At 67.6% G+C, this 19178-nt stretch carries 21 protein-coding genes; 12 read left to right on the forward strand and 9 right to left on the reverse strand.

The window, feature by feature from the left end; genetic code table 11:
* The first annotated feature begins 23 nt into the window (after positions 1-23).
* The 5 genes from ACQ7JA_RS04850 (at position 24) to ACQ7JA_RS04870 (ending at position 5768) form a co-directional block, all read left to right on the forward strand.
* Positions 24-1394, forward strand: a complete 1371-nt coding sequence (locus ACQ7JA_RS04850; RefSeq protein WP_430895112.1) for a DUF1800 domain-containing protein — start codon at positions 24-26, stop codon at positions 1392-1394.
* 4 nt (positions 1395-1398) lie between these two features.
* Complete coding sequence (locus tag ACQ7JA_RS04855; RefSeq protein WP_430895114.1) at positions 1399-2541, forward strand: DUF1501 domain-containing protein; 1143 nt, start codon at positions 1399-1401, stop codon at positions 2539-2541.
* A gap of 102 nt (positions 2542-2643) precedes the next feature.
* The gene (locus tag ACQ7JA_RS04860) at positions 2644-3855 is read left to right on the forward strand and encodes an efflux RND transporter periplasmic adaptor subunit (RefSeq protein WP_430895116.1); all 1212 of its coding nucleotides are present in this window, start codon (positions 2644-2646) and stop codon (positions 3853-3855) included.
* A gap of 4 nt (positions 3856-3859) precedes the next feature.
* Positions 3860-5062 carry an ABC transporter permease gene (locus tag ACQ7JA_RS04865; protein WP_430895118.1) on the forward strand — a complete coding sequence of 401 codons (1203 nt, stop codon included), beginning with the start codon at positions 3860-3862 and terminating at the stop codon, positions 5060-5062.
* On the forward strand, positions 5055-5768 hold the full coding sequence (locus ACQ7JA_RS04870; protein WP_430895120.1) for an ABC transporter ATP-binding protein: 714 nt from the start codon (positions 5055-5057) through the stop codon (positions 5766-5768). Before ACQ7JA_RS04865 ends, ACQ7JA_RS04870 begins: the two co-directional genes overlap by 8 nt.
* A gap of 4 nt (positions 5769-5772) precedes the next feature.
* Here the strand turns inward: ACQ7JA_RS04870 and ACQ7JA_RS04875 are convergent, their stop codons facing one another.
* Positions 5773-6246 carry an adenylyltransferase/cytidyltransferase family protein gene (locus tag ACQ7JA_RS04875; protein WP_430895122.1) on the reverse strand — a complete coding sequence of 158 codons (474 nt, stop codon included), beginning with the start codon at positions 6244-6246 and terminating at the stop codon, positions 5773-5775.
* 6 nt (positions 6247-6252) lie between these two features.
* Positions 6253-7437, reverse strand: coding sequence for a PilT/PilU family type 4a pilus ATPase (locus ACQ7JA_RS04880; protein WP_430895124.1), 1185 nt, complete (start codon positions 7435-7437; stop codon positions 6253-6255).
* 169 nt (positions 7438-7606) lie between these two features.
* On the opposite strand from ACQ7JA_RS04880, the gene ACQ7JA_RS04885 reads away from it, so the two are divergent.
* Positions 7607-8548: a hydrogen peroxide-inducible genes activator gene (locus tag ACQ7JA_RS04885; RefSeq protein WP_430895126.1), complete on the forward strand. Its 942-nt coding sequence runs from the start codon at positions 7607-7609 to the stop codon at positions 8546-8548.
* A 174-nt stretch (positions 8549-8722) separates the two neighbouring features.
* Here ACQ7JA_RS04885 and ACQ7JA_RS04890 read toward each other — a convergent pair whose 3' ends face one another.
* From ACQ7JA_RS04890 to ACQ7JA_RS04905, 4 genes are all read right to left on the reverse strand, one after another.
* Positions 8723-9523, reverse strand: a complete 801-nt coding sequence (locus ACQ7JA_RS04890) for a PEP-CTERM sorting domain-containing protein (RefSeq protein ID WP_430895128.1) — start codon at positions 9521-9523, stop codon at positions 8723-8725.
* Positions 9524-9702: 179 nt separating this feature from the next.
* A complete protein-coding gene (locus tag ACQ7JA_RS04895) occupies positions 9703-10158 on the reverse strand; it encodes a YaiI/YqxD family protein (protein WP_430895130.1) in 456 nt (151 codons plus the stop codon).
* Between the two features lie 55 nt (positions 10159-10213).
* Positions 10214-10789: a PEP-CTERM sorting domain-containing protein gene (locus tag ACQ7JA_RS04900; protein WP_430895132.1), complete on the reverse strand. Its 576-nt coding sequence runs from the start codon at positions 10787-10789 to the stop codon at positions 10214-10216.
* Positions 10790-10808: 19 nt separating this feature from the next.
* Entirely contained in the window at positions 10809-12311 is a 1503-nt protein-coding gene (locus ACQ7JA_RS04905; RefSeq protein WP_430895133.1) for a PhoX family protein, read from the reverse strand.
* 256 nt (positions 12312-12567) lie between these two features.
* Between ACQ7JA_RS04905 and ACQ7JA_RS04910 the strand changes: the two genes are divergently transcribed.
* From ACQ7JA_RS04910 to ACQ7JA_RS04930, 5 genes are all read left to right on the forward strand, one after another.
* Positions 12568-13998 carry a hypothetical protein gene (locus tag ACQ7JA_RS04910; protein ID WP_430895135.1) on the forward strand — a complete coding sequence of 477 codons (1431 nt, stop codon included), beginning with the start codon at positions 12568-12570 and terminating at the stop codon, positions 13996-13998.
* 91 nt (positions 13999-14089) lie between these two features.
* The gene (gene ubiA, locus ACQ7JA_RS04915; protein ID WP_430895137.1) at positions 14090-14944 is read left to right on the forward strand and encodes a 4-hydroxybenzoate octaprenyltransferase; all 855 of its coding nucleotides are present in this window, start codon (positions 14090-14092) and stop codon (positions 14942-14944) included.
* 42 nt (positions 14945-14986) lie between these two features.
* Positions 14987-15307 carry a DUF883 family protein gene (locus tag ACQ7JA_RS04920; protein WP_258827639.1) on the forward strand — a complete coding sequence of 107 codons (321 nt, stop codon included), beginning with the start codon at positions 14987-14989 and terminating at the stop codon, positions 15305-15307.
* A 1-nt stretch (position 15308) separates the two neighbouring features.
* A complete protein-coding gene (locus ACQ7JA_RS04925; protein ID WP_430895140.1) occupies positions 15309-15683 on the forward strand; it encodes a phage holin family protein in 375 nt (124 codons plus the stop codon).
* Positions 15673-15975 (forward strand): hypothetical protein, encoded by a 303-nt coding sequence (locus ACQ7JA_RS04930; RefSeq protein ID WP_430895142.1) that lies wholly within the window; start codon positions 15673-15675, stop codon positions 15973-15975. Before ACQ7JA_RS04925 ends, ACQ7JA_RS04930 begins: the two co-directional genes overlap by 11 nt.
* On the opposite strand, the gene ACQ7JA_RS04935 is transcribed toward ACQ7JA_RS04930, so the two are convergent.
* From ACQ7JA_RS04935 to ACQ7JA_RS04945, 3 genes are all read right to left on the reverse strand, one after another.
* Positions 15972-16388, reverse strand: coding sequence for a PPC domain-containing DNA-binding protein (locus tag ACQ7JA_RS04935; RefSeq protein ID WP_430895144.1), 417 nt, complete (start codon positions 16386-16388; stop codon positions 15972-15974). The two genes, ACQ7JA_RS04930 and ACQ7JA_RS04935, sit on opposite strands and share 4 nt — an antisense overlap.
* Positions 16389-16520: 132 nt before the next feature.
* The gene (proC, locus tag ACQ7JA_RS04940; RefSeq protein WP_430895146.1) at positions 16521-17336 is read right to left on the reverse strand and encodes a pyrroline-5-carboxylate reductase; all 816 of its coding nucleotides are present in this window, start codon (positions 17334-17336) and stop codon (positions 16521-16523) included.
* A gap of 14 nt (positions 17337-17350) precedes the next feature.
* Complete coding sequence (locus ACQ7JA_RS04945) at positions 17351-18052, reverse strand: YggS family pyridoxal phosphate-dependent enzyme (RefSeq protein ID WP_430895148.1); 702 nt, start codon at positions 18050-18052, stop codon at positions 17351-17353.
* A 78-nt stretch (positions 18053-18130) separates the two neighbouring features.
* Between ACQ7JA_RS04945 and ACQ7JA_RS04950 the strand changes: the two genes are divergently transcribed.
* A complete protein-coding gene (locus ACQ7JA_RS04950) occupies positions 18131-19174 on the forward strand; it encodes a type IV pilus twitching motility protein PilT (protein ID WP_430895150.1) in 1044 nt (347 codons plus the stop codon).
* Positions 19175-19178 lie beyond the last annotated feature (4 nt).

Raw genomic sequence — 19178 nt, forward strand, 5'->3', positions numbered from 1 at the left:
ATGAACCTCCCACGCCGACACATATGAGCAAGGAATCCATCGCACTCAACCGCTTCGGGCTCGGCGCACGGCCGGACGAGGCCTTGCCGAACGATCCGCAACGCTGGCTCCTGTCCCAGTTCGACCGCTACGAGGCCCTGCCCGCCCCGTGGACGGCGCAGCCGCGCACCGGCACGCTCGCGCGCGACTGGGCCATCCAGCAGCGCACCCTGCGCGCGGCGCCCGACGTCGAGCGCCAGGCCGTGCGCGAAGCCTTCCAGCGCCAGGGCCGCGAAACCTACCAGGCGGCGGTCGGCGCACGCGCGGCCAGCGCCCTGCAAAGCGGCACGCCCTTCATGGAGCGGCTGGTGCACTTCTGGGCGAATCACTTCGCGGTGTCGGCCGAGAAGCAGCAGGTCATCCTCATGGCCGGCGCGTACGAAGCGGACGCCATCCGGCCGCACGTGACGGGCCGCTTCGAAGACATGCTGCTGGCCGTGGTGCGCCATCCGGCGATGCTCTACTACCTCGACCAGACCAATTCCGTCGGTCCCGACAGCCAGCTGGGGCGGCGCTCCGCCAAACGGCGCGGCAAGCAGCAGGGCCTCAACGAGAACCTGGCGCGCGAGATCCTCGAACTGCATACGCTGGGCGTGCGCAGCGGCTATACGCAAGCCGACGTCACGGAATTCGCCCGCGCCCTCACCGGTTGGACCGTGGCCGGCGAAGGCGCCGGCGACGGCATGGAGCCGGGCAATCCCTTCCGCTTCCGGCCCGGCGCCCACGAACCGGGCAAGCGGCAGGTACTGGGACGCAGCTACCCGGAGGGCGGCGAGGAGCAGGCACACGCCATCCTGCGCGACGTGGCCGCGGCGCCCGCCACCGCGCACCACATCGCCCTCAAGCTGGCGCGCCACTTCGTGGCGGACGATCCGCCGCCGTCCCTGGTCGCGCGCCTGGCCGACACCTTCCAGAAAAGCGGCGGCGCGCTGCCCGCCGTCTACCGCACACTGGTGCTGTCGCCCGAAGCCTGGACGCAAGGGATTGGCAAGTTCAAGTCGCCCTGGGACTGGTCGATTTCGAGCATGCGCGCTTTCGGGCGACGCGAGATGCCGGGGAAGCAGGCGAACAACCTGATGAACGGGCTGGGCCAGCCCGTGTGGAAACCGGGCTCCCCGGCCGGCTACGGCGACACCGCCGGCGCCTGGGCCGCGCCCGACGCGCTGGTGCGGCGGGTCGAAACGGCGCAGCGACTGGCTGCCCAGGCCGGCGGCGCGCGCGATGCGCGCCAGCTGGCGCCGCAGGTATTGCCCGGCGCCCTGGGCGACATGACGAAGCGGGCAATCGCCAACGCCGAGAGCCCAACCACCGCATTGGCCCTGCTGCTGGCCTGTCCCGAATTCCTGAGGAGGTAGATTGATGACGAGCCGACGACACTTCCTGGCCGGCGCGGCAGCGCTGCTCGCCGCCCCGCGCATCACCTTCGCGCAGGCGCCGACCAGCCGCCGCTTCATCTTCATCCTCCAGCGCGGCGCGGCCGATGGCCTGAACACGGTGATCCCCTACGCCGACCCGGCCTACGCAGCCCTGCGCGGCGAGCTCGCCATCGGCCTCGAGGCGACAAGCAAGCTCGATGGGACCTTCGCCCTCCACTCCTCGCTGGCGGAACTGAAAACCCTGTACGACGCCGGCGATGCCACCTTCTTCCACGCGGTGGCATCGCCCTACCGCGAACGCTCGCACTTCGACGGACAGAACGTGCTGGAGACCGGCGGCAAGGCGCCCTACGCGCTGAAGGACGGCTGGATGAACCGCCTGCTGGCGTCCCTGTCGCGGCGCGGCCGCGAGGGCATCGCTTTCTCGCCCACCGTGCCGATGGCGATGCGTGGCGCGCTCGAAGTCAGCTCCTACGCACCCTCCAACCTGCCGCATGCGAACGAAGACCTGATGCTGCGCATCGAGCAGCTGTACGGGCAGGACCCACAGCTGCATGCACTCTGGTCGGCGGCCCGGGAATCGCGCGCGATGGCGGGCGACACCGCCGCGCAGGCGCGCCAGAATCCGCAGGAGACCGGTCGCATGGCCGCAAGCTTCCTGGCGCGCGCCGACGGCCCGCGCATCGCGATGATCGAAACGAATGGCTGGGACACGCACAGCGGACAGAACGGACGCCTCGCCAACCAGCTGCGCAACCTCGACAACATGATCGCCGGCCTGCGCCAGGGCATGGGCCCGGCCTGGGACCAGACCGTGATCCTGGTCGCGACCGAATTCGGGCGCACCGCCGCGGCCAACGGCACCGGCGGGACCGACCACGGAACCGGGGCGGCCGCCATGCTGCTGGGCGGGGCGGTGAAAGGAGGCCGCATCGTGGCGGACTGGCCGGGACTGGGGCCGTCCGACCTGCTGGAAGGGCGCGACCTGCGGCCGACGCTGGGGCTGGATGCGCTGATCGTGCAGACCTGCGCCGAAGCCTTCAAGGTGGATCCCGCGCGCATGACACGCGTGCTGTTCCCGGACACGGCGCCGGTCAAGGCGCGCGAACAGTTCCTGCGGTCGTAGCCGGGCGGGCATTCCGCCTGCGCGATGAAGGAAAGAGCGTGAACCCGCCGCCGCATTCAGATCAGCTAGAATGATTGTTTTCATGCCTGACTGATCCGTGTCGTGAAACACCGCCCCTTCTTTCTCGTCGCCGCCTGCGTGGCCGTCGGCGGGCTCGCATGGTGGCTGTCGCAGCCACTGCGTGGTCCCGCCCTGCCCGCCTATGAAATAACGGCTCGTCCCTTGGTGCAGACTGTCGTGGCCACCGGTCGCGTGGTGGCCGTCTCGCGTGCCCAGGTCGGCAGCCCGGTGACCGCGGTGGTACGCGAGCGCCGCGTGCGCGAGGGCGATGTCGTCCGTCCCGGCGACGTGCTGGCGGTGCTGCGTGCGGACGACCTCGAGGCGTCCCTGCGTGAAGCGCAGGCCGCCCTGGCGGAGCTGCAGCAGTCGACCCGTCCGCAGGCGGAGGCCGGCCTGCGGGAGGCGGAGGCTCGCCTGGCCCAGGCGAGCCGGGAAGCGGCGCGGCGCCGCGATCTCTACCAGCGCCAGATGATCACCCGCGAAGCCATGGAGCAGGCGGCGCAGGCCGAGACGATCGCCCGCACCACGGCCGACCAGGCGCGCCTGGCGGTACGCGCCCTGGTTCCGGGCAATCCGGTCGAGGCCGCAGCCCGTGCACGGGTCGAGAGCGCCAGGGCGCAACTGGCGAAGACCACGATCCGCGCCGAAGTCGCAGGCACCGTCCTCACCCGCAATGCCGAGCCGGGCGACCTGGTGCAGCCGGGCCGCATCCTGTTCGAGATCGCCCGCGCGGGCGACACCGAGATCCTGGTGCCGGTAGACGAGAAGAACCTCGGCGTGCTGGCGCTCGGCCAGGAGGCCGCCTGCGCCGCGGATGCCTATCCGCGCCAGCCGTTCCCGGCCACGGTCAGCTTCATCGCTCCGGCCGTGGACCCGCAGCGCGGTACGGTGGACGTGCGCCTCGCCGTGCGTCCCGCGCCCGCATTCCTGCGCCAGGACATGACGGTGTCGGTAAACGTGCAGACCGGCGCCCGCGCGCGCGCCATCGCGGTCCCCAACGATGCGCTCGACTTCGCCGCTGACGGACAGGCGCAAGTCTGGCTGGTCAAGGATGGCCGCGCCGAACGGCGCCGCGTGCAGCTCGGCCTGCGCGGCCTGGTCGAGACCGAAGTCACGGCCGGCCTGCAGGCCGGCGACCGCGTTCTGGCGGAAGCACCCGCCACGCTCGAGCAGGGCGACAGGGTGCGGCCTTTGACGGCCGTCCTCCCCGCCGACCCGGCCACGCGCAGGGAATTGCCGGTCAGGCTGGACTGAGCGCATGTGGTTCGAGTGGACCGTCGCCATTAAATTCCTGCGCGAGGGACGGGCGCAGAGCATGCTGATCCTGGTCGGCATTGCCGTCGGGGTCGCCGTGATCGTCTTCCTTACCGCATTGATCACCGGCCTGCAGGCGAACATCATCGACCGCACACTCGGGACCCAGGCCCACATCAAGGTCCAGCCGACCGACGAACGCAACCGCCTCATCGCGCCTCCCAGCGGAGTCACGCAGCTGGTGCTGGAGAGCAAGCGCGCCCAGCGCCTGCGCTCGATCAACAACTGGCAGCAGGTACGCGACGTGCTCGACACCTTGCCGCGCATTACCGCCGTCTCGCCGCTGATCTCGGGACCGGCCTTCGCGCGGCGCGGCGCGGCCCTGGAGTCGGTGGCCCTGCTCGGCGTCGACCCGCCCCGCTACCAGCGCATCATTCCGATCCAGCGCGACATGGTGGAAGGCACGTTCCGCGTCGGCGCCGGCGACGCCGTGATTGGCCGGCAGCTCGCCCGGGACCTCGGCATGCGCGTCGGCGACAAGCTGCGCCTGGCCGGCGGCCAGGGCCGTGAAAGCGTGGTCAACATCGCCGGCATCTTCGAACTGGGCGTGCGCGAGCTTGACGCCCGTTACGTCTACGTCGACATGAAGCAGGCGCAGTCGCTGCTCGACCTGCCCGGCGCGGCAACGGTGATCGACCTGACGGTGGACGACATCTTCTCCGCGCAGGAGATCGCCGCCCGCATTGCCCGCCTAACCGGCCTGAAAGTGGAGAGCTGGATGGAAACCAATGCCCAGCTGATGAACGCCCTGCGCTCGCAGAGCCTGTCCACGAGGATGATCAGCGCGTTCGTGGCCCTGAGCGTGGCGCTGGGCATCGCCAGCGTACTGTCGGTGAGCGTGGTCCAGCGCACCCGCGAGATCGGGATCCTGCGCGCGATGGGCACCACGCGCGGACAGATGCTGCGCGTCTTCCTGGTCCAGGGCGCCCTGCTCGGCCTGGCCGGCTCGCTGCTGGGAGCGGCGGCCGGCTACGGTCTGGTGGGCGCCTTCAATACCTTCGGCCCGAAGCTGTTCACCATTCCCGTGAATCCCTGGCTGCCGGCGGCCGCGGCGGCGCTGGCGACCGTCACCGGCATCCTGTCGGCGGCGGTCCCGGCGCGGCGCGCCGCAGCCCTCGACCCGGTGGAGGCGATCCGCCATGTCTGAACGCGACGCCGGCCAGGAAGTCCTGCGCCTGCAAGGGCTGCGCAAGAGCTATAACGTGGGCAAGCCGACCGAGGTCGAGGTGTTGCACGGGCTGGACCTGCGCCTGCAGCGCCGCGACTTCGCCGCGCTGGTGGGTGCCTCGGGTTCGGGCAAGAGCACCCTGCTGAACTTGATCGGGCTGCTCGACCGTCCGACGGGGGGTGAGCTGTTCCTGCTCGGCCAGGCCACCAGCGGCATGGACGACGGCGAGCGCACCGCGCTGCGTGGCGGAAGCATCGGTTTCGTATTCCAGTTCCATCACCTGATCCAGGCGTTCACGGCGCTGGAGAACGTGCTGATGCCGCTGATGGCCGCCACCGGAAAACCCGACGGCGAGCAGGTCGCACGCGCACGCGCTTTGCTGGCCGAGGTCGGCCTGGCGGGCCTGGAGGAGCGCAAGCCTGACCAGCTCTCGGGAGGCCAGCAGCAGCGCGTGGCCGTCGCGCGCGCCCTGGTCAGCCGCCCGGCCCTGCTGCTGGCCGACGAACCGACCGGCAACCTCGACAGCAAGTCGGCCGCCGAAGTATTCCAGCTGTTCCGCCGCTTCAACCGAGAATTCGGCTGCGCGGTATTGTTGGTCACGCACGACCCGCGCCTGTCGGCACAGTGCGACCGCACGATCACCCTGATGGACGGACGAATCGAATGCGACGATGCGCCTGGCTAGCTCGCTAGCCGCGGATCTTGGCGACGAGTTTGGTCGTCGAGCGATCGTGCTCGAAGTCGATGGCCACGGCGCGGCCGCCGTAGGCCAGCACGGCCTGTCCCTCAGGGATAGCGCTCATGTCGTAGTCGCCGCCCTTGGCGTAGATTTCGGGCTTCGCCTCGAGCGCCACTTCCAGCGCGGTGTCCTCGTCGAAGTCCACCACCAGGCTGACCGACTCCAGCGCCGCCAGCACCGCCATGCGGTCGGCCAGGGTATTGTGCGGGCGGTCGTCGCCCTTGCCCAGGCGCTTGACCGACGCATCGGTATTCGCGGCCACCACCAGCGAAGCGCCCAGCTCGCGCGCCTGGGCCAGATAGGTCACGTGGCCGCGGTGCAGGATGTCGAACACGCCGTTGGTGAGCACCACCGGTTTGGGTAATGCGGCGATACGCTGCGCCAGCTCGGCGCGCGTGCAGATCTTGGTTTCGAATGCTGGCATAAATATTCAGGTGTTGGGAACGTCGTCTTTCGGTTCTTCCTCGATCGCCATGGACAGCGAGGGCGAGGCGCCTCCGCCCTCGCCCGGCCCCTTGCGCTCGCCGGACAGCTTGATCTGCAGGCGCAGGCCGTTGGCCGAGTCGGCATTGCGGATCGCTTCGTCGTAGCCGATATAGCCTTTGTTGTAGAGCTCGTACAGCGCCTGGTCGAAGGTGCACATGCCCAGTTCGCGCGACTTGTGCATGATCTCCTTGATGTTCTGGAAGTTCCCCTTAAGGATCATCTCGCTGATGGTCGGGGTGTTCAGGAGGATCTCGATGGCCGCCTTGCGGCCCTTGCCGTCCTCCGTCCGGATCAGGCGCTGCGAGACCACCGCGCGCAGGTTCGACGAGAGGTCCATCAGCAACTGGTTGCGGCGCTCTTCCGGGAAGAAGTTGATGATGCGGTCGAGCGTCTGGTTGGCATTGTTCGCGTGCAGCGTGCCCAGGCACAGGTGGCCGGTCTCGGCGAAGGCGATCGCGTGTTCCATGGTCTCGGTGTCGCGGATCTCGCCGATCAGGATCACGTCCGGCGCCTGGCGCAGCGTGTTCTTCAGGGCGTTGTGCCAGGAATGGGTGTCCACGCCCACCTCGCGGTGCGTGACAAGGCAATTCTTGTTCTTGTGGACGTACTCGACCGGGTCTTCCACCGTGATGATGTGGCCGGCCGAATTGCTGTTGCGGTAGTCGATCATGGCCGCCAGCGTGGTGGACTTGCCGGAGCCGGTGCCGCCGACCACCAGCACCAGGCCGCGCTTGGTCATCACGACCTCTTTCAGCACCTCGGGCAGGTCGAGCTTCTCGAAGTTCGGGATCTCGGAAGCGATGGTGCGCACCACCATGCCCACGCTCTGCTGCTGCACGAAGACGTTGACGCGGAAGCGGCACACGCCGGGCAGCGAGATCGCGAAATTGCACTCCATCTCGGCTTCGAACTCGGCGCGCTGGCGCTCGTTCATCAGCGACAGGGCGAGCGCCCGGGTGACTTCGCCGGACAGGCGCTGCTGGCTCAGGGGCTTCATCGCGCCCTGGTGCTTCATACTGGGCGGGAAATCGCTGGAAATGAAGAGGTCGGAGCCGCCCTGGTGGTGCATCACCGTCAGCAGCTTGTGGATATAGGCCTGGGCTTCCGCCGGGCCGAAGGTCGACGACATGGGGTACCTCGCGAGAACACAGGCTAACTTCCTGCCCGGCAATTATATAGATGTCGATGCGGTGCGACGCAGTCGATTTCGATAGAATATGAAATCGTGGCTGACTAATAGCCAACATTGTGTCAGGATAAACGTCAATACAGTGGCACTAACCCGGGCAAGAGAACCTATGACACTGACCGAGCTGAAATACATCGTCGCCGTCGCGCGCGCCAAACACTTTGGCCATGCTGCCGAAGCCTGCTTCGTAGCCCAACCCACCCTGTCCGTCGCGATCAAGAAGCTCGAAGACGAGCTCGGCGTGACCCTGTTCGAACGCGGCGGCTCCGAAGTCTCGGTGACGCCGCTGGGCGCCCAGATCGTGGCCCAGGCCGAGCGCGTGCTGGAGCAGACCGCCGCCATCAAGGAACTGGCCAAGCAGAACAAGGACCCGCTGGCCGGGCCGCTGCGCCTGGGCGTGATCTACACCATCGGCCCCTACCTGCTGCCGCCCCTGGTAAAACGCCTGATCGACACCGTGCCGCAGATGCCGCTGGTGCTGCAGGAGAACTACACGCACAAGCTGCTCGAACTGCTGCGCCAGGGCGAGCTCGACGCCGCCATCGTGGCCCTGCCCTTGCCGGACCACGGCATGTCGATGCAGACCCTGTACGACGAACCCTTCGTGGTCGCCATGCCGCGCACCCACCCCTGGGCCAAGCGCAAGGAAATCCCGGCCGACGACCTGAAGCTCGAAACCATGCTGCTGCTGGGCGCCGGCCACTGCTTCCGCGACCAGGTGCTGGAAGTGTGCCCGGAGATGGCGCGCTACTCCTCGCCCGGCAACGGCATGCAGCGGACCTTCGAAGGTTCTTCGCTCGAGACCATCCGCCACATGGTGGCCAGCGGCATCGGCCTGACCGTGCTCCCGCGCGCCTCGGTGGCCGACATGCACGACCCGAACGGCCTGCTGACCTACGTCCCCTTCTCCGACCCCGCGCCCTCGCGCCGCGTCGTCATCGTGTGGCGCAAGAGCTTCACCCGGCGCGCCGCGATCGACGCGGTGGCCAAGGCGGTGGGCGACTGCAAGCTGCCGGGGATCGAGATGGTGATGCTGGAAGCCGCAGCCTGAGTCAGTGCCGGCGCCCAGCATCGTGGACTGCCCCGGGTCGGGCGCCCGCGGCGGATTGATCACGAAGCGGGTCTGCCCGGTCCAGCGCCACGGTCGTTCCGCTCGAGAACGCCATGTCATCGCTGTAGCGCCAGTCGAGGCGAAAACAGTGCATGGAATCGTTGTTCCGGCGCCTCAACCGTTCTTGCGCACACGCCGGCGCGAGGCGGCGCCCATGCCGATCAAGCCTGCGCCGAGCAGCGCCAGCGACAGCGGTTCCGGCACCGCGACCCGGCGTTCGAAGGCGCCGACATAGACGGTTTCCGGCGTCGACTCTGTCGTCCCCGACGCGAACTCGATGCCGGCGCCGAGGATGCACTGGGTCAGGTTCTGGCAGAACTCCATGGCGTCCTGCGCGCTGTCATTGTCCAGCACGAAACGGAACATGCCCGACTGGCCGATGCCGCCGCCTTCGCCCAGCTCCAGGGGGATGCCCCCATAGCTGAAGTACATGGTCATGTTGGAGCTCGTGTTGAACAGGCTGAGGTAGAGGCGGTTCAGGACCGCGGTATTGCCCGGCCCGCCCTCGCTGATGTTGACGACCAGGCCGAGCTGGCCGGCGTTGGCCAGTTTGTCGATCGCCGACAGCTGCCAGGTATTGTTGCCGCCGCTGCCCGCATGGTTGTCGCCGCCCTCGAGACCTTCGCCGCAGTCCTCCAGCGGCTTGTTGGGATTGCCCGCGTTGAAGGCCACGCAGCCGGACTCGAGCCCATTGTGCTTTCTCGGGTCGGGTCCGTTATCGTTCACGTTGGCGTTCGCCTTCGGTTTGCGGGCACTGTCGCCGGGGCCGTTGTCCTGCACGGTCACGACGGTCGAAACATTGCCGAGGCCGGTGCCGGTGGTTTGCTGGCCCGTTACGTACATCAGGCCCGCAAATGCCGGGCTTGCTGCGGAAATTGCCACTGCTGTAAAGAGCGTTCTGGTTGCGCGCTTCATATTGTTCTCCTTCAGGCAAGACCCATTGGCCAAGCACGGCTTGGCGGCGTGAGACAAGAAGAACAGAGCAATTCGCGGGCCAGCTCGCGCACTGCCAAAGAAATCAGGCACTTGGCGTAAATACGCAAGCGCCGCCGACCGAGAGTGTCAATTATTCCGACTGCATAAAGCCAGCCTGCTCATTCCTTGCGGACACGGCGCGCCAGTTCACGGTCGAGGGCATTCGCGAAATTCCGGCTGTCGGCCTGGCTGAAGGCGGCTGGTCCGCCGGTGTCGACACCGCTGCTGCGCAGCTCTTCCATGAAGGCGCGCATGGAGAGCTGCTGGGCGATCGTGTCCTTGGTGTACCACTCGCCGCGCGGATTGAGCGGCAGGCCGCCCTTCTCGAGCACCTGGGCGGCGAGTGGAATGTCGCCAGTCACCACGATGTCGCCGGCTTCCACGCGCGCGACGATTTCGGCATCGGCCTCATCCGGCCCGGCCGGCACCTGCAGGGCGCGGATGACGCGCGAACCGGGGACCTTGATCAGCTGATTGGCCACCAGCGTGACGTTCAGCTGCAGGCGCTCGGCCACGCGGAACAGGATGTCCTTGATTGAGCCCGGACAGGCATCGGCATCGACCCAGATGTGCATGTGTGTGAAGGGCTTGTCGGTAAAGCAGCGATTGTACCGGCAAGCCCTGCCCTGATCAGTCCTTCTTGCGGCGGCGCGCGGCGGCCATCAGGCTGGCCATGCACAGCATCGGCAGCACCAGGGCGGCCGACGAAGGTTCCGGCACGGTGGCGGTGATGGTGAAGGTGTCGCCCGCGCGCAGGCCGGCGGTATCGAGCAGCCAGTCGGCCGCGCCGGCATTGCCGAACACGTCGCCGAACTGGAACTCGGCATACTCTGGCGCAGCGAAGCTGATGCCGGCGGCAAATGCTCCGCTGTCGACCCGCTCGATGTTGCCGAAGGCCGGGGTCACCGTGCCGGGCGCGGCGAAGCGGATGCCCTGCAGGCTGAAGGTGAAGCGGTTCAGCGCGGCGCCGGCCAGGTTGCGCACCAGGGCATCGAAGCTCAGGGGACCCAGCAGGTCGTCCTCTTCCAGCGTGAAGGTCAGGCTCTTGCTGCTGAAGTCCTGCAGGTCCAGGTCGAAGGAAGCCGAACCGGCGCCGCTGTAGTTGCTGACCGGATTGGAACCGGTGCTGGCGCTGAGCAGGGCGGCGTTGGCGGCGCAAGACAGGGTCAGGGCGCCGGCGAAAGCCAGCAGTTTGGCGAATGTCATGGTGTTCTCCAATGAATGATTACAGCGGGCCCTTGGCCCAGGGACCGGTGATGGCGAAGGTGATGCCCGGGGTCTGGATGTTGACGAAGAGGTAGCGGCCGGTCGGGTCGAAGCAGGCGCCGGCGAACTCGTTGCCGCGCTGGTCGCCCGCGAGCGAGGCCAGCTTGCCGGCGGCGCTCAGTTGGGCGCTGCTGAGGTTGATGTTGTTCTTGGCGAAGATGTAAGCGTCGCCCAGGCCGGTCAGGCCCATCAGGCGCTGGCCGAAACCGAAGGGGTCGGTGGCGGCGGTCGAGGCGTCTTCGCAGATCAGGATGGCGTTGCGCGGGCTGACCGTCAGGTTGTCGCCCATATTGCCGACCAGCTGGCTGGGGCTCGAGTAGATGCAGGTCAGGACCTGGCTCACCAGATCGAGTTCCCAGATGCTGCCGCGCTGCACGGCGCCGCCCGAGGTGTCCATCACGTACATCTTGCCCTGGGCGTACCAGATGCCTTCGCCGCGGTTCATGCGCGCCGCGCCCTGCTCCCATCCCTGCACGAAGGGACCGGCCGCCCCGGTGATGCGCACGCCGCTCGGACCGGTCGCGTCGCCGCGGTTGGCGTCGGGACGGGGGATGGTGACCCATTCCAGTTCGAACTTCATGTCCACCGGCACATTGGCCAGGTTGACGTTATTGACGCCCTTGACCTTGGCCATCTGCAGCACGCCGCCCATGGCCAGGCTGCCCGGCGCGCCGGTGCGGATGTCCGGCACATAGCGGTAGAAGCCCGACTTGCCCGAGGAATCCTCGGTCTGGTAGACGATGCCGGTGGCCGGGTCGACAGCGGCGGCTTCGTGGGCGAAGCGGCCCATGCCGACGATCGGCTGGCCGGTGGTGAGGCGCGGATCCGAATGCACCTCGAACACGTAGCCGTGCTTCTTGCCCGAGGCGCTGACGCTGTCCGAGCCGACTTCCTCGCAGCTCAGCCAGGTGCCCCAGGGAGTGATGCCGCCGGCACAGTTGGTCTGGGTGCCGCCCAGGCTCGGGGTCATGCTGACCCAGTTACCGTCGCGGAACAGCAGGTTGGTGGTGCCGCCGCCGAACCTGTTGCTCGAGCCGCCGCCCGTCGTGCCGCCGTCATAGACGCCGCTCGCGTTCAGGACGTTGCTCGGCGAGGTGCCGCCGATCTCGTGGTTACGTACCAGCACCAGCTCGGTGCTGCGGCCGACCTTGCGCGACAGGACCACGCCCATGCCGTCGTGGCCGCCCGGGCAGGCGCGGCCGTCCGTCATCAGGTCGCCGCGCCAGCCGAAGCTTTTGTAGGTGAAGCCCACCGGCAGCTGCAGCAGCGGCAGGCCGGTCGTGATGTCGTTCACCGGGGCGATCGGGCCGTAGGGGCTGTCGACCAGGGTGGTGGCGCCGTTCGCGGCCATGGCCTGCTGCGACTGCAGCGCGGCGAAGGCGGAAACGAAAGGCAGCGCGGTCGAACCGGCCAGGCCCTTGAGCAGATTGCGCCGGCTCGGCGACATGTCCTTGTCAGTCATTGTGCATCTCCCGTGTGTGAGTGGCGCCGGCTCCCCCCGGCGGTATTGGTCTGGTCTGGCCGATGCATTAAAGCAAACGAAGATGTCCGTTCCATGACAACAAAATGGCAACTTTTCAGGCGGACATGCAGATGTCGCTGTAATGACATCACGACAGATTTCGGCAATTCCATGACGATTCCGCGAACAAGTCCCGACATGCAAACTTCGCCGCTTGCGTAGACTTTGCTGCCCGATTCCCTTCAACGAGCCCGTCATGCCGATCCGCCCCGCTACGCCTTCCCCGTCCACTCTTCGCCTGGCCGCCTGCGCGCTGATCCTGGCCCTGGCCGGCTGTGGCGGCGGTGGCGGCGGTGGCGGCGAGGACGGCTCCGCGCCACCGCCCGGCCAACCGGCGCCCCCGCGCGCGCCGATCGAGGCGCGCTTCACCGGCGCGACCGTGCTCAAGGTGCGCGCGAACGACAAGGCCTGGCTGGTGCTCACCGAAAAACCGCATCCCTTCATGGAAGTGGTGGTCATGGAACGCACCGTGCGCGCCCTGGACGGCGCCGGCAAGCCGCTCTTCACCTGGGCGCCGCCGGCCGGCTGGACCCTGGTCGACATGGCCCTGCACCCATCAGGCCAGGCCAGCGTCGTGCTGTCCGACGGCGCCAGATTGCGTTTGATGCGCATCGACGCGGCCGGCAAGCTTCTTGCCACCTACGACATCGCCGATCCGCAGGTCGCACTGGACCGCTATTACGGCACGCCGACCTCGGTTCGCGACCGCCGCGACCTGGCGCCATGGAAGACCCGCGACGCGGCGCGCCTGGCGCCGTCGGGCGAAGCGCTCGGACTGGTGATCCGCGCCGGCGGCAACAACGTGGTGGCCTACCGGATCGACTACCAGGCCGGCGCATTCCAGCAGCGCTGGCGCACCCTGGTCGAGCCAGGCGTGCATCTCGATGCGCAACGGCCGACGACAGGCAGCTTCGATCCCTTCGAGGGCATCGAAAACCACTGGAAGGTGTTCATGGACATGGACGCGGCGGGCCGGATCGCGGTCGGCGTGCTGGCCAGTCCGCGCAGCGACGCGGCCGATGCGCACGCCTTCTACTTCGGCGAGTCGATTCCGGGTGGGCTCAGCTACGGCGTCATGCTCACCACCCTCGATCCGAACGGCCGCCGCCTGCGCTTTCAAACCATCGACTTGCGCAACAAGGGGGAGCTGCACACGATCAAATGGGGCGGCGAATCGCTGCTGCTGGGCGGCCGGGTACGCAGCACGCAGTCGAGCGACTGGGCCGGCTGGGACGGCTGGTTCGCACGCGCCGACGCGCTTGGCACGCGGCCTGCCGATTACCGCGTGATCGACGTCGAGCGTGGCGACGCCGTCCTCGACCTCTTGCCCCTGGCCGACGGCGGCGTGCTGCTGGCCGGCGCCACCAACTACACCCAGAACCCGACCGGCGAAAGCGTGATCGATCCGAGCGCGCCGCTGCTGGCGCGGCTGTCCGCCACCGGCGCCTTTACGCGGCTCACCGTGCCGACCGGCCCGCGCGCCAACCAGGTGCGCGCCCTCGCCTTCTTCGGTTCAAACTGGCTGGTGGCGAATACCGAGAACCTGCCCGGCACCCACACCCACGACGCGAACGAAGGCCTGATCACGGCCGATGCGACCGTGCGCGAGCGGGCGCCCGGCAACTGAGGGGCCTGTCAAGACGGCGCGCCAGCCGCAAAAGCCGTAAAATCGCTGTCTTCTGCTCAACAGTTCTTGCTGGACAAGACGCGACGATCCAATGAACAAGCTGGCGCTCTACTTCCGCCTGGTCCGTGCCGACAAGCCGATCGGCATCCTCCTGCTGCTCTGGCCCACCCTGTGGGCCTTGTGGATGGCGTCCGGCGGCGTGCCGGACATGGGAGTGCTGGCGATCTTCGCGCTCGGCACCGCCCTGATGCGCTCCGCCGGCTGCGCCATCAACGACTACGCCGACCGCGACTTCGACAAGCACGTCAAGCGCACCGTCGACCGCCCGCTCACCAGCGGCAAGATCCGCGGCTGGGAAGCGGTGATGGTGGCGGCCGTGCTGTCGCTGATCTCGTTTCTGCTGATCCTGCCGCTGAACGCGCTGACCAAGCAGCTGTCGGTGCTGGCCCTGATCGTGGCCGGCACCTACCCCTATTTCAAGCGCTTCTTCGCGATTCCCCAGGCCTACCTGGGGATCGCCTTCGGCTTCGGCATTCCGATGGCCTTCGCCGCCGTCCAGAACGCCGTGCCGGCGGTGGCCTGGTGGCTTCTGGCGGCGAACGTGTTCTGGGCTGTGGCCTACGACACCGAGTACGCGATGGTCGACCGCGACGACGACCTCAAGATCGGCATCCGCACCTCGGCCATCACCTTCGGGCGCTTCGACGTGGCCGCCGTGATGCTGTGCTACGGCGCGGCCCTCGCCATCGACCTGGCGTGCGGCTGGTACCTCGGCCTGCGCTGGTGGTTCGTGGCCGGCGTCGTGGTGGCGGCCGGCCTGGCGCTCTACCATTACACCCTGATCCGGCACCGCGACCGCATGGACTGCTTCAAGGCCTTCCGCCACAACAACTGGCTAGGGGCCGCACTGTTCATCGGAGTCGCACTCGACTATGCAATCGGTTAATATTGCACAAAAAGCATTCCTTCAACTTAGAGAGGCCCCACCATGATGGAAAAGATCCCGACCCAAACCGGCACCCGCGAGCAACTGATGTCCGACCTGAAGACCGTGATCCAGGACGCGGAAGCTTGGCTGCGCAATGGCGGCCAGCTGACCGGCGACGAGCTGAAGGCGGCCAAGGCGAAGTTCGAGCAGACCCTGTCGGCGGCCAAGGAAGGCCTGGCCGAATACCAGCAGACCGTGGTCGAGAAGACCAAGGAAGCGGCGCGCGCCACCGACGAATACGTCCACGAGAACCCATGGAAGTCCGTGGGCCTGGGCGCCGCCGTCGGCGTCGTGATCGGCATGCTGATCGCGCGTCGCTGAGATGATCACCGCGGCGCTTCGGCAGTTCGGGGCCAATCTGGTCGACTTGCTGCGCACGCGCATCGAGCTGGCCACGATCGAGCTCCAGGAAGGCACGCACCGCCTGTTCGGCTACCTGGCCTGGGCGGCCGCCGCTGCGGTGCTGGGGCTGTTCGCCCTGGCCCTGGCGGTGCTGTTCGTGCTGGTGCTGTTCTGGGACACCCATCGCCTGGAGGCGGTGGGCGGCATGACGCTGCTGTTCGCACTGGGCGCCGTGTTCGCGGTGGCGAAGCTGCGCGCCGGCCTGGCCGCGCGTCCGCCCTTCCTGCCCGCCACCTTGGGCGAGCTGCGCAAGGATGCCGCCGCGCTCAAGGGAGAGCAAGCCGATGGCCTCTAAACCGCAGGAGCTGGCCGCGCGCCGCGAAGCGCTGGTCGCCCGTTGCGCCGACCAGCGCGCCCTGCTCGCGCAGGACTACTCGCAGCTCGCCTCGCCCGCGACGTTCGGGGCCATTCCCGCCTACGCGATCCGCCACAAGAAGGCGGCGCTGATCGTCGGCGGCGTGGCGGCGGGCCTGTTCATCACCCGTCCCAAGTGGGCGGTCGGCGCCGTGACGGCCGCCGTCTCGGCCTACCAGTTCGCCCAGAAGCTGCTCCCTATCCTGCGCTGGAAGGGTTTCGAGATCCACTAGCCGGAAGCATCCGGACGCGCCTGCGTCCGGATCACCAGCTCCTTGCAGCCGGATTCACTATCGTGCTCACGGCTGAAGCCGTAGTCCGGCAGCAGCGCCACCAGGATCTCCGCCGTCGTGCGGACGATGCAACCGGGCGCCACGTGTCCGCCCAGGACCTGCCCCTGCGCGTCGGCCACGGTGATGTGCAGGTGGGCGCCATCCGGCGACAGCGTGCCGGACAGCGTGAGGATCTCCATGTCGCCACGCAGCGGCGTCGCGTCGCTCATTCCCGCAAACCGAATCATCGCCGTGCCCAGGCTGCCGATGCCCTGCACCACAAAGGCGGCGCGCACGTTTTCCTGCGCGAGCTGCGCCTCCAGCGCGGCGCGCAGGTCCTGGTTCGGGTGAAGTCGTATAGGTAGATATCGCATAGATGTAGGGTGGACGGGGCAATTTCGGGCAGTGCCCGGAATTGCGAACGTCCGCGCGTTCAACTCCCACACGAGCAGACGTATCGTCCATTCACCAACTGGTTGAACGCGCGGACGGCACAGCCGTCCACCCTACGGATTCCCCAGCTCGTCGCCCAGCTCGCGGCCGCGCGCCGCCGCCGCCTTCATGGCGGCGACGATGGCTTCCTTCACGCCCGCCGCTTCCATGCTGGTGATGGCCGCATGCGTCGTGCCGCCCTTCGAGGTCACGCGCTGGCGCAGGACGTCGACCGGGTCGCCGGTCTGGGCCGCCAGCTGGGCCGCGCCGGTGAAGGTGGCCAGCGCCAGCTTCCTGCCCTGCTCCTCGTCCAGCCCCATCTCGCGCGCCGCCTGCTGCATCGCCTCCAGGAAGTAGAAGACATAGGCCGGGCCACTGCCCGACACCGCCGTCACCGGATCGATCAGATCTTCATTGTCCAGCCACACGGTCTGGCCAACCGCGGTCATCACCTTGTCGGCGGCCTCGCGCTGCGCGGCGTCCACGCCCTCCTGCGCGACCATGCCGGTGATGCCCATGGCGATCAGGGCCGGGGTGTTCGGCATGGCGCGCACGATGCGGGCATAGCCGCCCAGCCAGCGCGAGAGATCATTGATGCGGATGCCGGCCGCGATCGAGAGCACGAGCGGCTGGTTGCCCAACTGGGGAGCCAGCTGGTGCGCCACCTCGCGCATCTGCTGCGGCTTCACCGCCAGCACGATCACGTCGGCGCTGGATACCTGCACGTCGATGCCGTTCGCGGTGCTCACGCCGTACTGGGCCGCCAGGCGCTCGAGCGCCTCGGCATTCGGGTCGACCACGTGCAGGCTGCCGGCGCCCGTCAGTTGGCCGGCCAGGCCGGCGATCAGGGCCGTGGCCATATTGCCGCCGCCGATGAATGCAATCTTCATGCTCTTCCTTTGAATTATTCGTAGTGGCGGGCGCCGAAGATGGCGCTGCCGATGCGCACGATGGTCGCGCCTTCCGCCACCGCCGCCTTCAGGTCGCCCGACATGCCCATCGAGAGGGTGTCGAGCGCGAGGCCTTGCGCGCGCAAGGCCTCGAACAGCGTGCGCAGGCGTGCAAAGGCGGCGCGCTGCTGCGCTTCGTCTTTCGTCGCCTCGGGGATCGCCATCAGGCCGCGCAGGCGCAGGTTCGGCAGCGCGGCGACCAGGCGCGCCAGCTCCGGCAATTCGTCCTCGCCGGCGCCGCTCTTGCTGGCCTCCCCGCTGATGTTGACCTGGATGCAGATGTCGAGCGGGCCGAGTTCCTCGGGGCGCTGTTCGGACAGGCGCTGGGCGATCTTCAGGCGCTCCACCGTGTGCACCCACTGGAAGTGCGTCGCGATGGGCCGCGTCTTGTTGCTCTGGATCGGACCGATGAAATGCCACTCGATGGGGGTATCCGGTTGCAGGCGCGCCACTTCCTGCATCTTGTCGAGGCCTTCCTGCAGATAGTTTTCGCCGAAGGCACGTTGTCCGGCTGCCATCGCTTCGACCACCGCTTCCGCTGGGAAGGTCTTCGACACGGCCAGCAACCGGACCTCGTTTTTGCCTCTTCCGCTCGATGCGCAGGCGGCACCGATTGTCGCTTCGACAGCTTGCAAGTTCTCAGCGATTATGGACATAATGATTTTCTATAGGAAATATTTTGAGTCGAGACGAGGACCTTCGCCCAGGCTCCACTCATGGCACATGGATTATAAATGGACATCTCCGAATTACTCGCCTTCTCGGTCAAGAACAAGGCCTCCGACCTGCACCTTTCCGCCGGCCTGCCGCCGATGATCCGCGTGCACGGCGACGTGCGCCGCATCAACCTGCCGCCGCTCGAGCACAAGGACGTGCACGGCATGATCTATGACATCATGAACGACGGCCAGCGCAAGCAGTACGAAGAGGTGCTGGAGTGCGACTTCTCCTTCGCGATTCCCGGCCTGGCGCGTTTCCGCGTCAATGCCTTCAACCAGGAACGCGGCGCCTCGGCCGTGCTGCGCACGATTCCCTCGAAGATCCTGTCGCTGGAAGAGCTGAACGCACCGAAGATCTTCGCCGAACTGGCCTTGCGTCCGCGCGGCCTGGTGCTGGTGACCGGCCCCACCGGTTCCGGCAAGTCGACCACGCTGGCGGCGATGGTGAACCACCTGAACGAAAACGAGTACGGCCACATCCTCACCATCGAGGATCCGATCGAGTTCGTGCACGATTCCAAGAAGTGCCTGATCAACCAGCGCGAAGTCGGCCCGCACACCCTGTCCTTCAACAACGCGCTGCGCTCGGCGCTGCGCGAAGACCCGGACTGCATCCTGGTGGGCGAATTGCGCGACCTGGAAACCATCCGCCTGGCCCTGTCGGCGGCGGAAACCGGCCACCTGGTGTTCGGCACCCTGCACACCTCCTCCGCCGCCAAGACCATCGACCGTATTGTCGACGTGTTCCCGGCCGAAGAAAAAGAGATGGTGCGCGCGATGCTGTCGGAGTCGCTGCAGGCCGTGATCTCGCAGACCCTGCTCAAGACCAAGGACGGTTCCGGCCGCGTGGCGGCGCACGAGATCATGATCGGCACCCCGGCGATCCGCAACCTGATCCGCGAAGCGAAGATCGCCCAGATGTACTCGGCCATCCAGACCGGCAGCAACGTCGGCATGCAGACGCTCGACCAGAACCTGACGGACCTGGTGCGCCGCAATGTGATCTCCAGCGCCGCCGCCCGCTCGGCCGCCAAGATCCCCGAGAACTTCCCGGGCTAAGGAG

Origin of the sequence: Massilia sp. BKSP1R2A-1, assembly GCF_050586525.1 — a bacterium.
GTDB lineage: Bacteria > Pseudomonadota > Gammaproteobacteria > Burkholderiales > Burkholderiaceae_D > Telluria.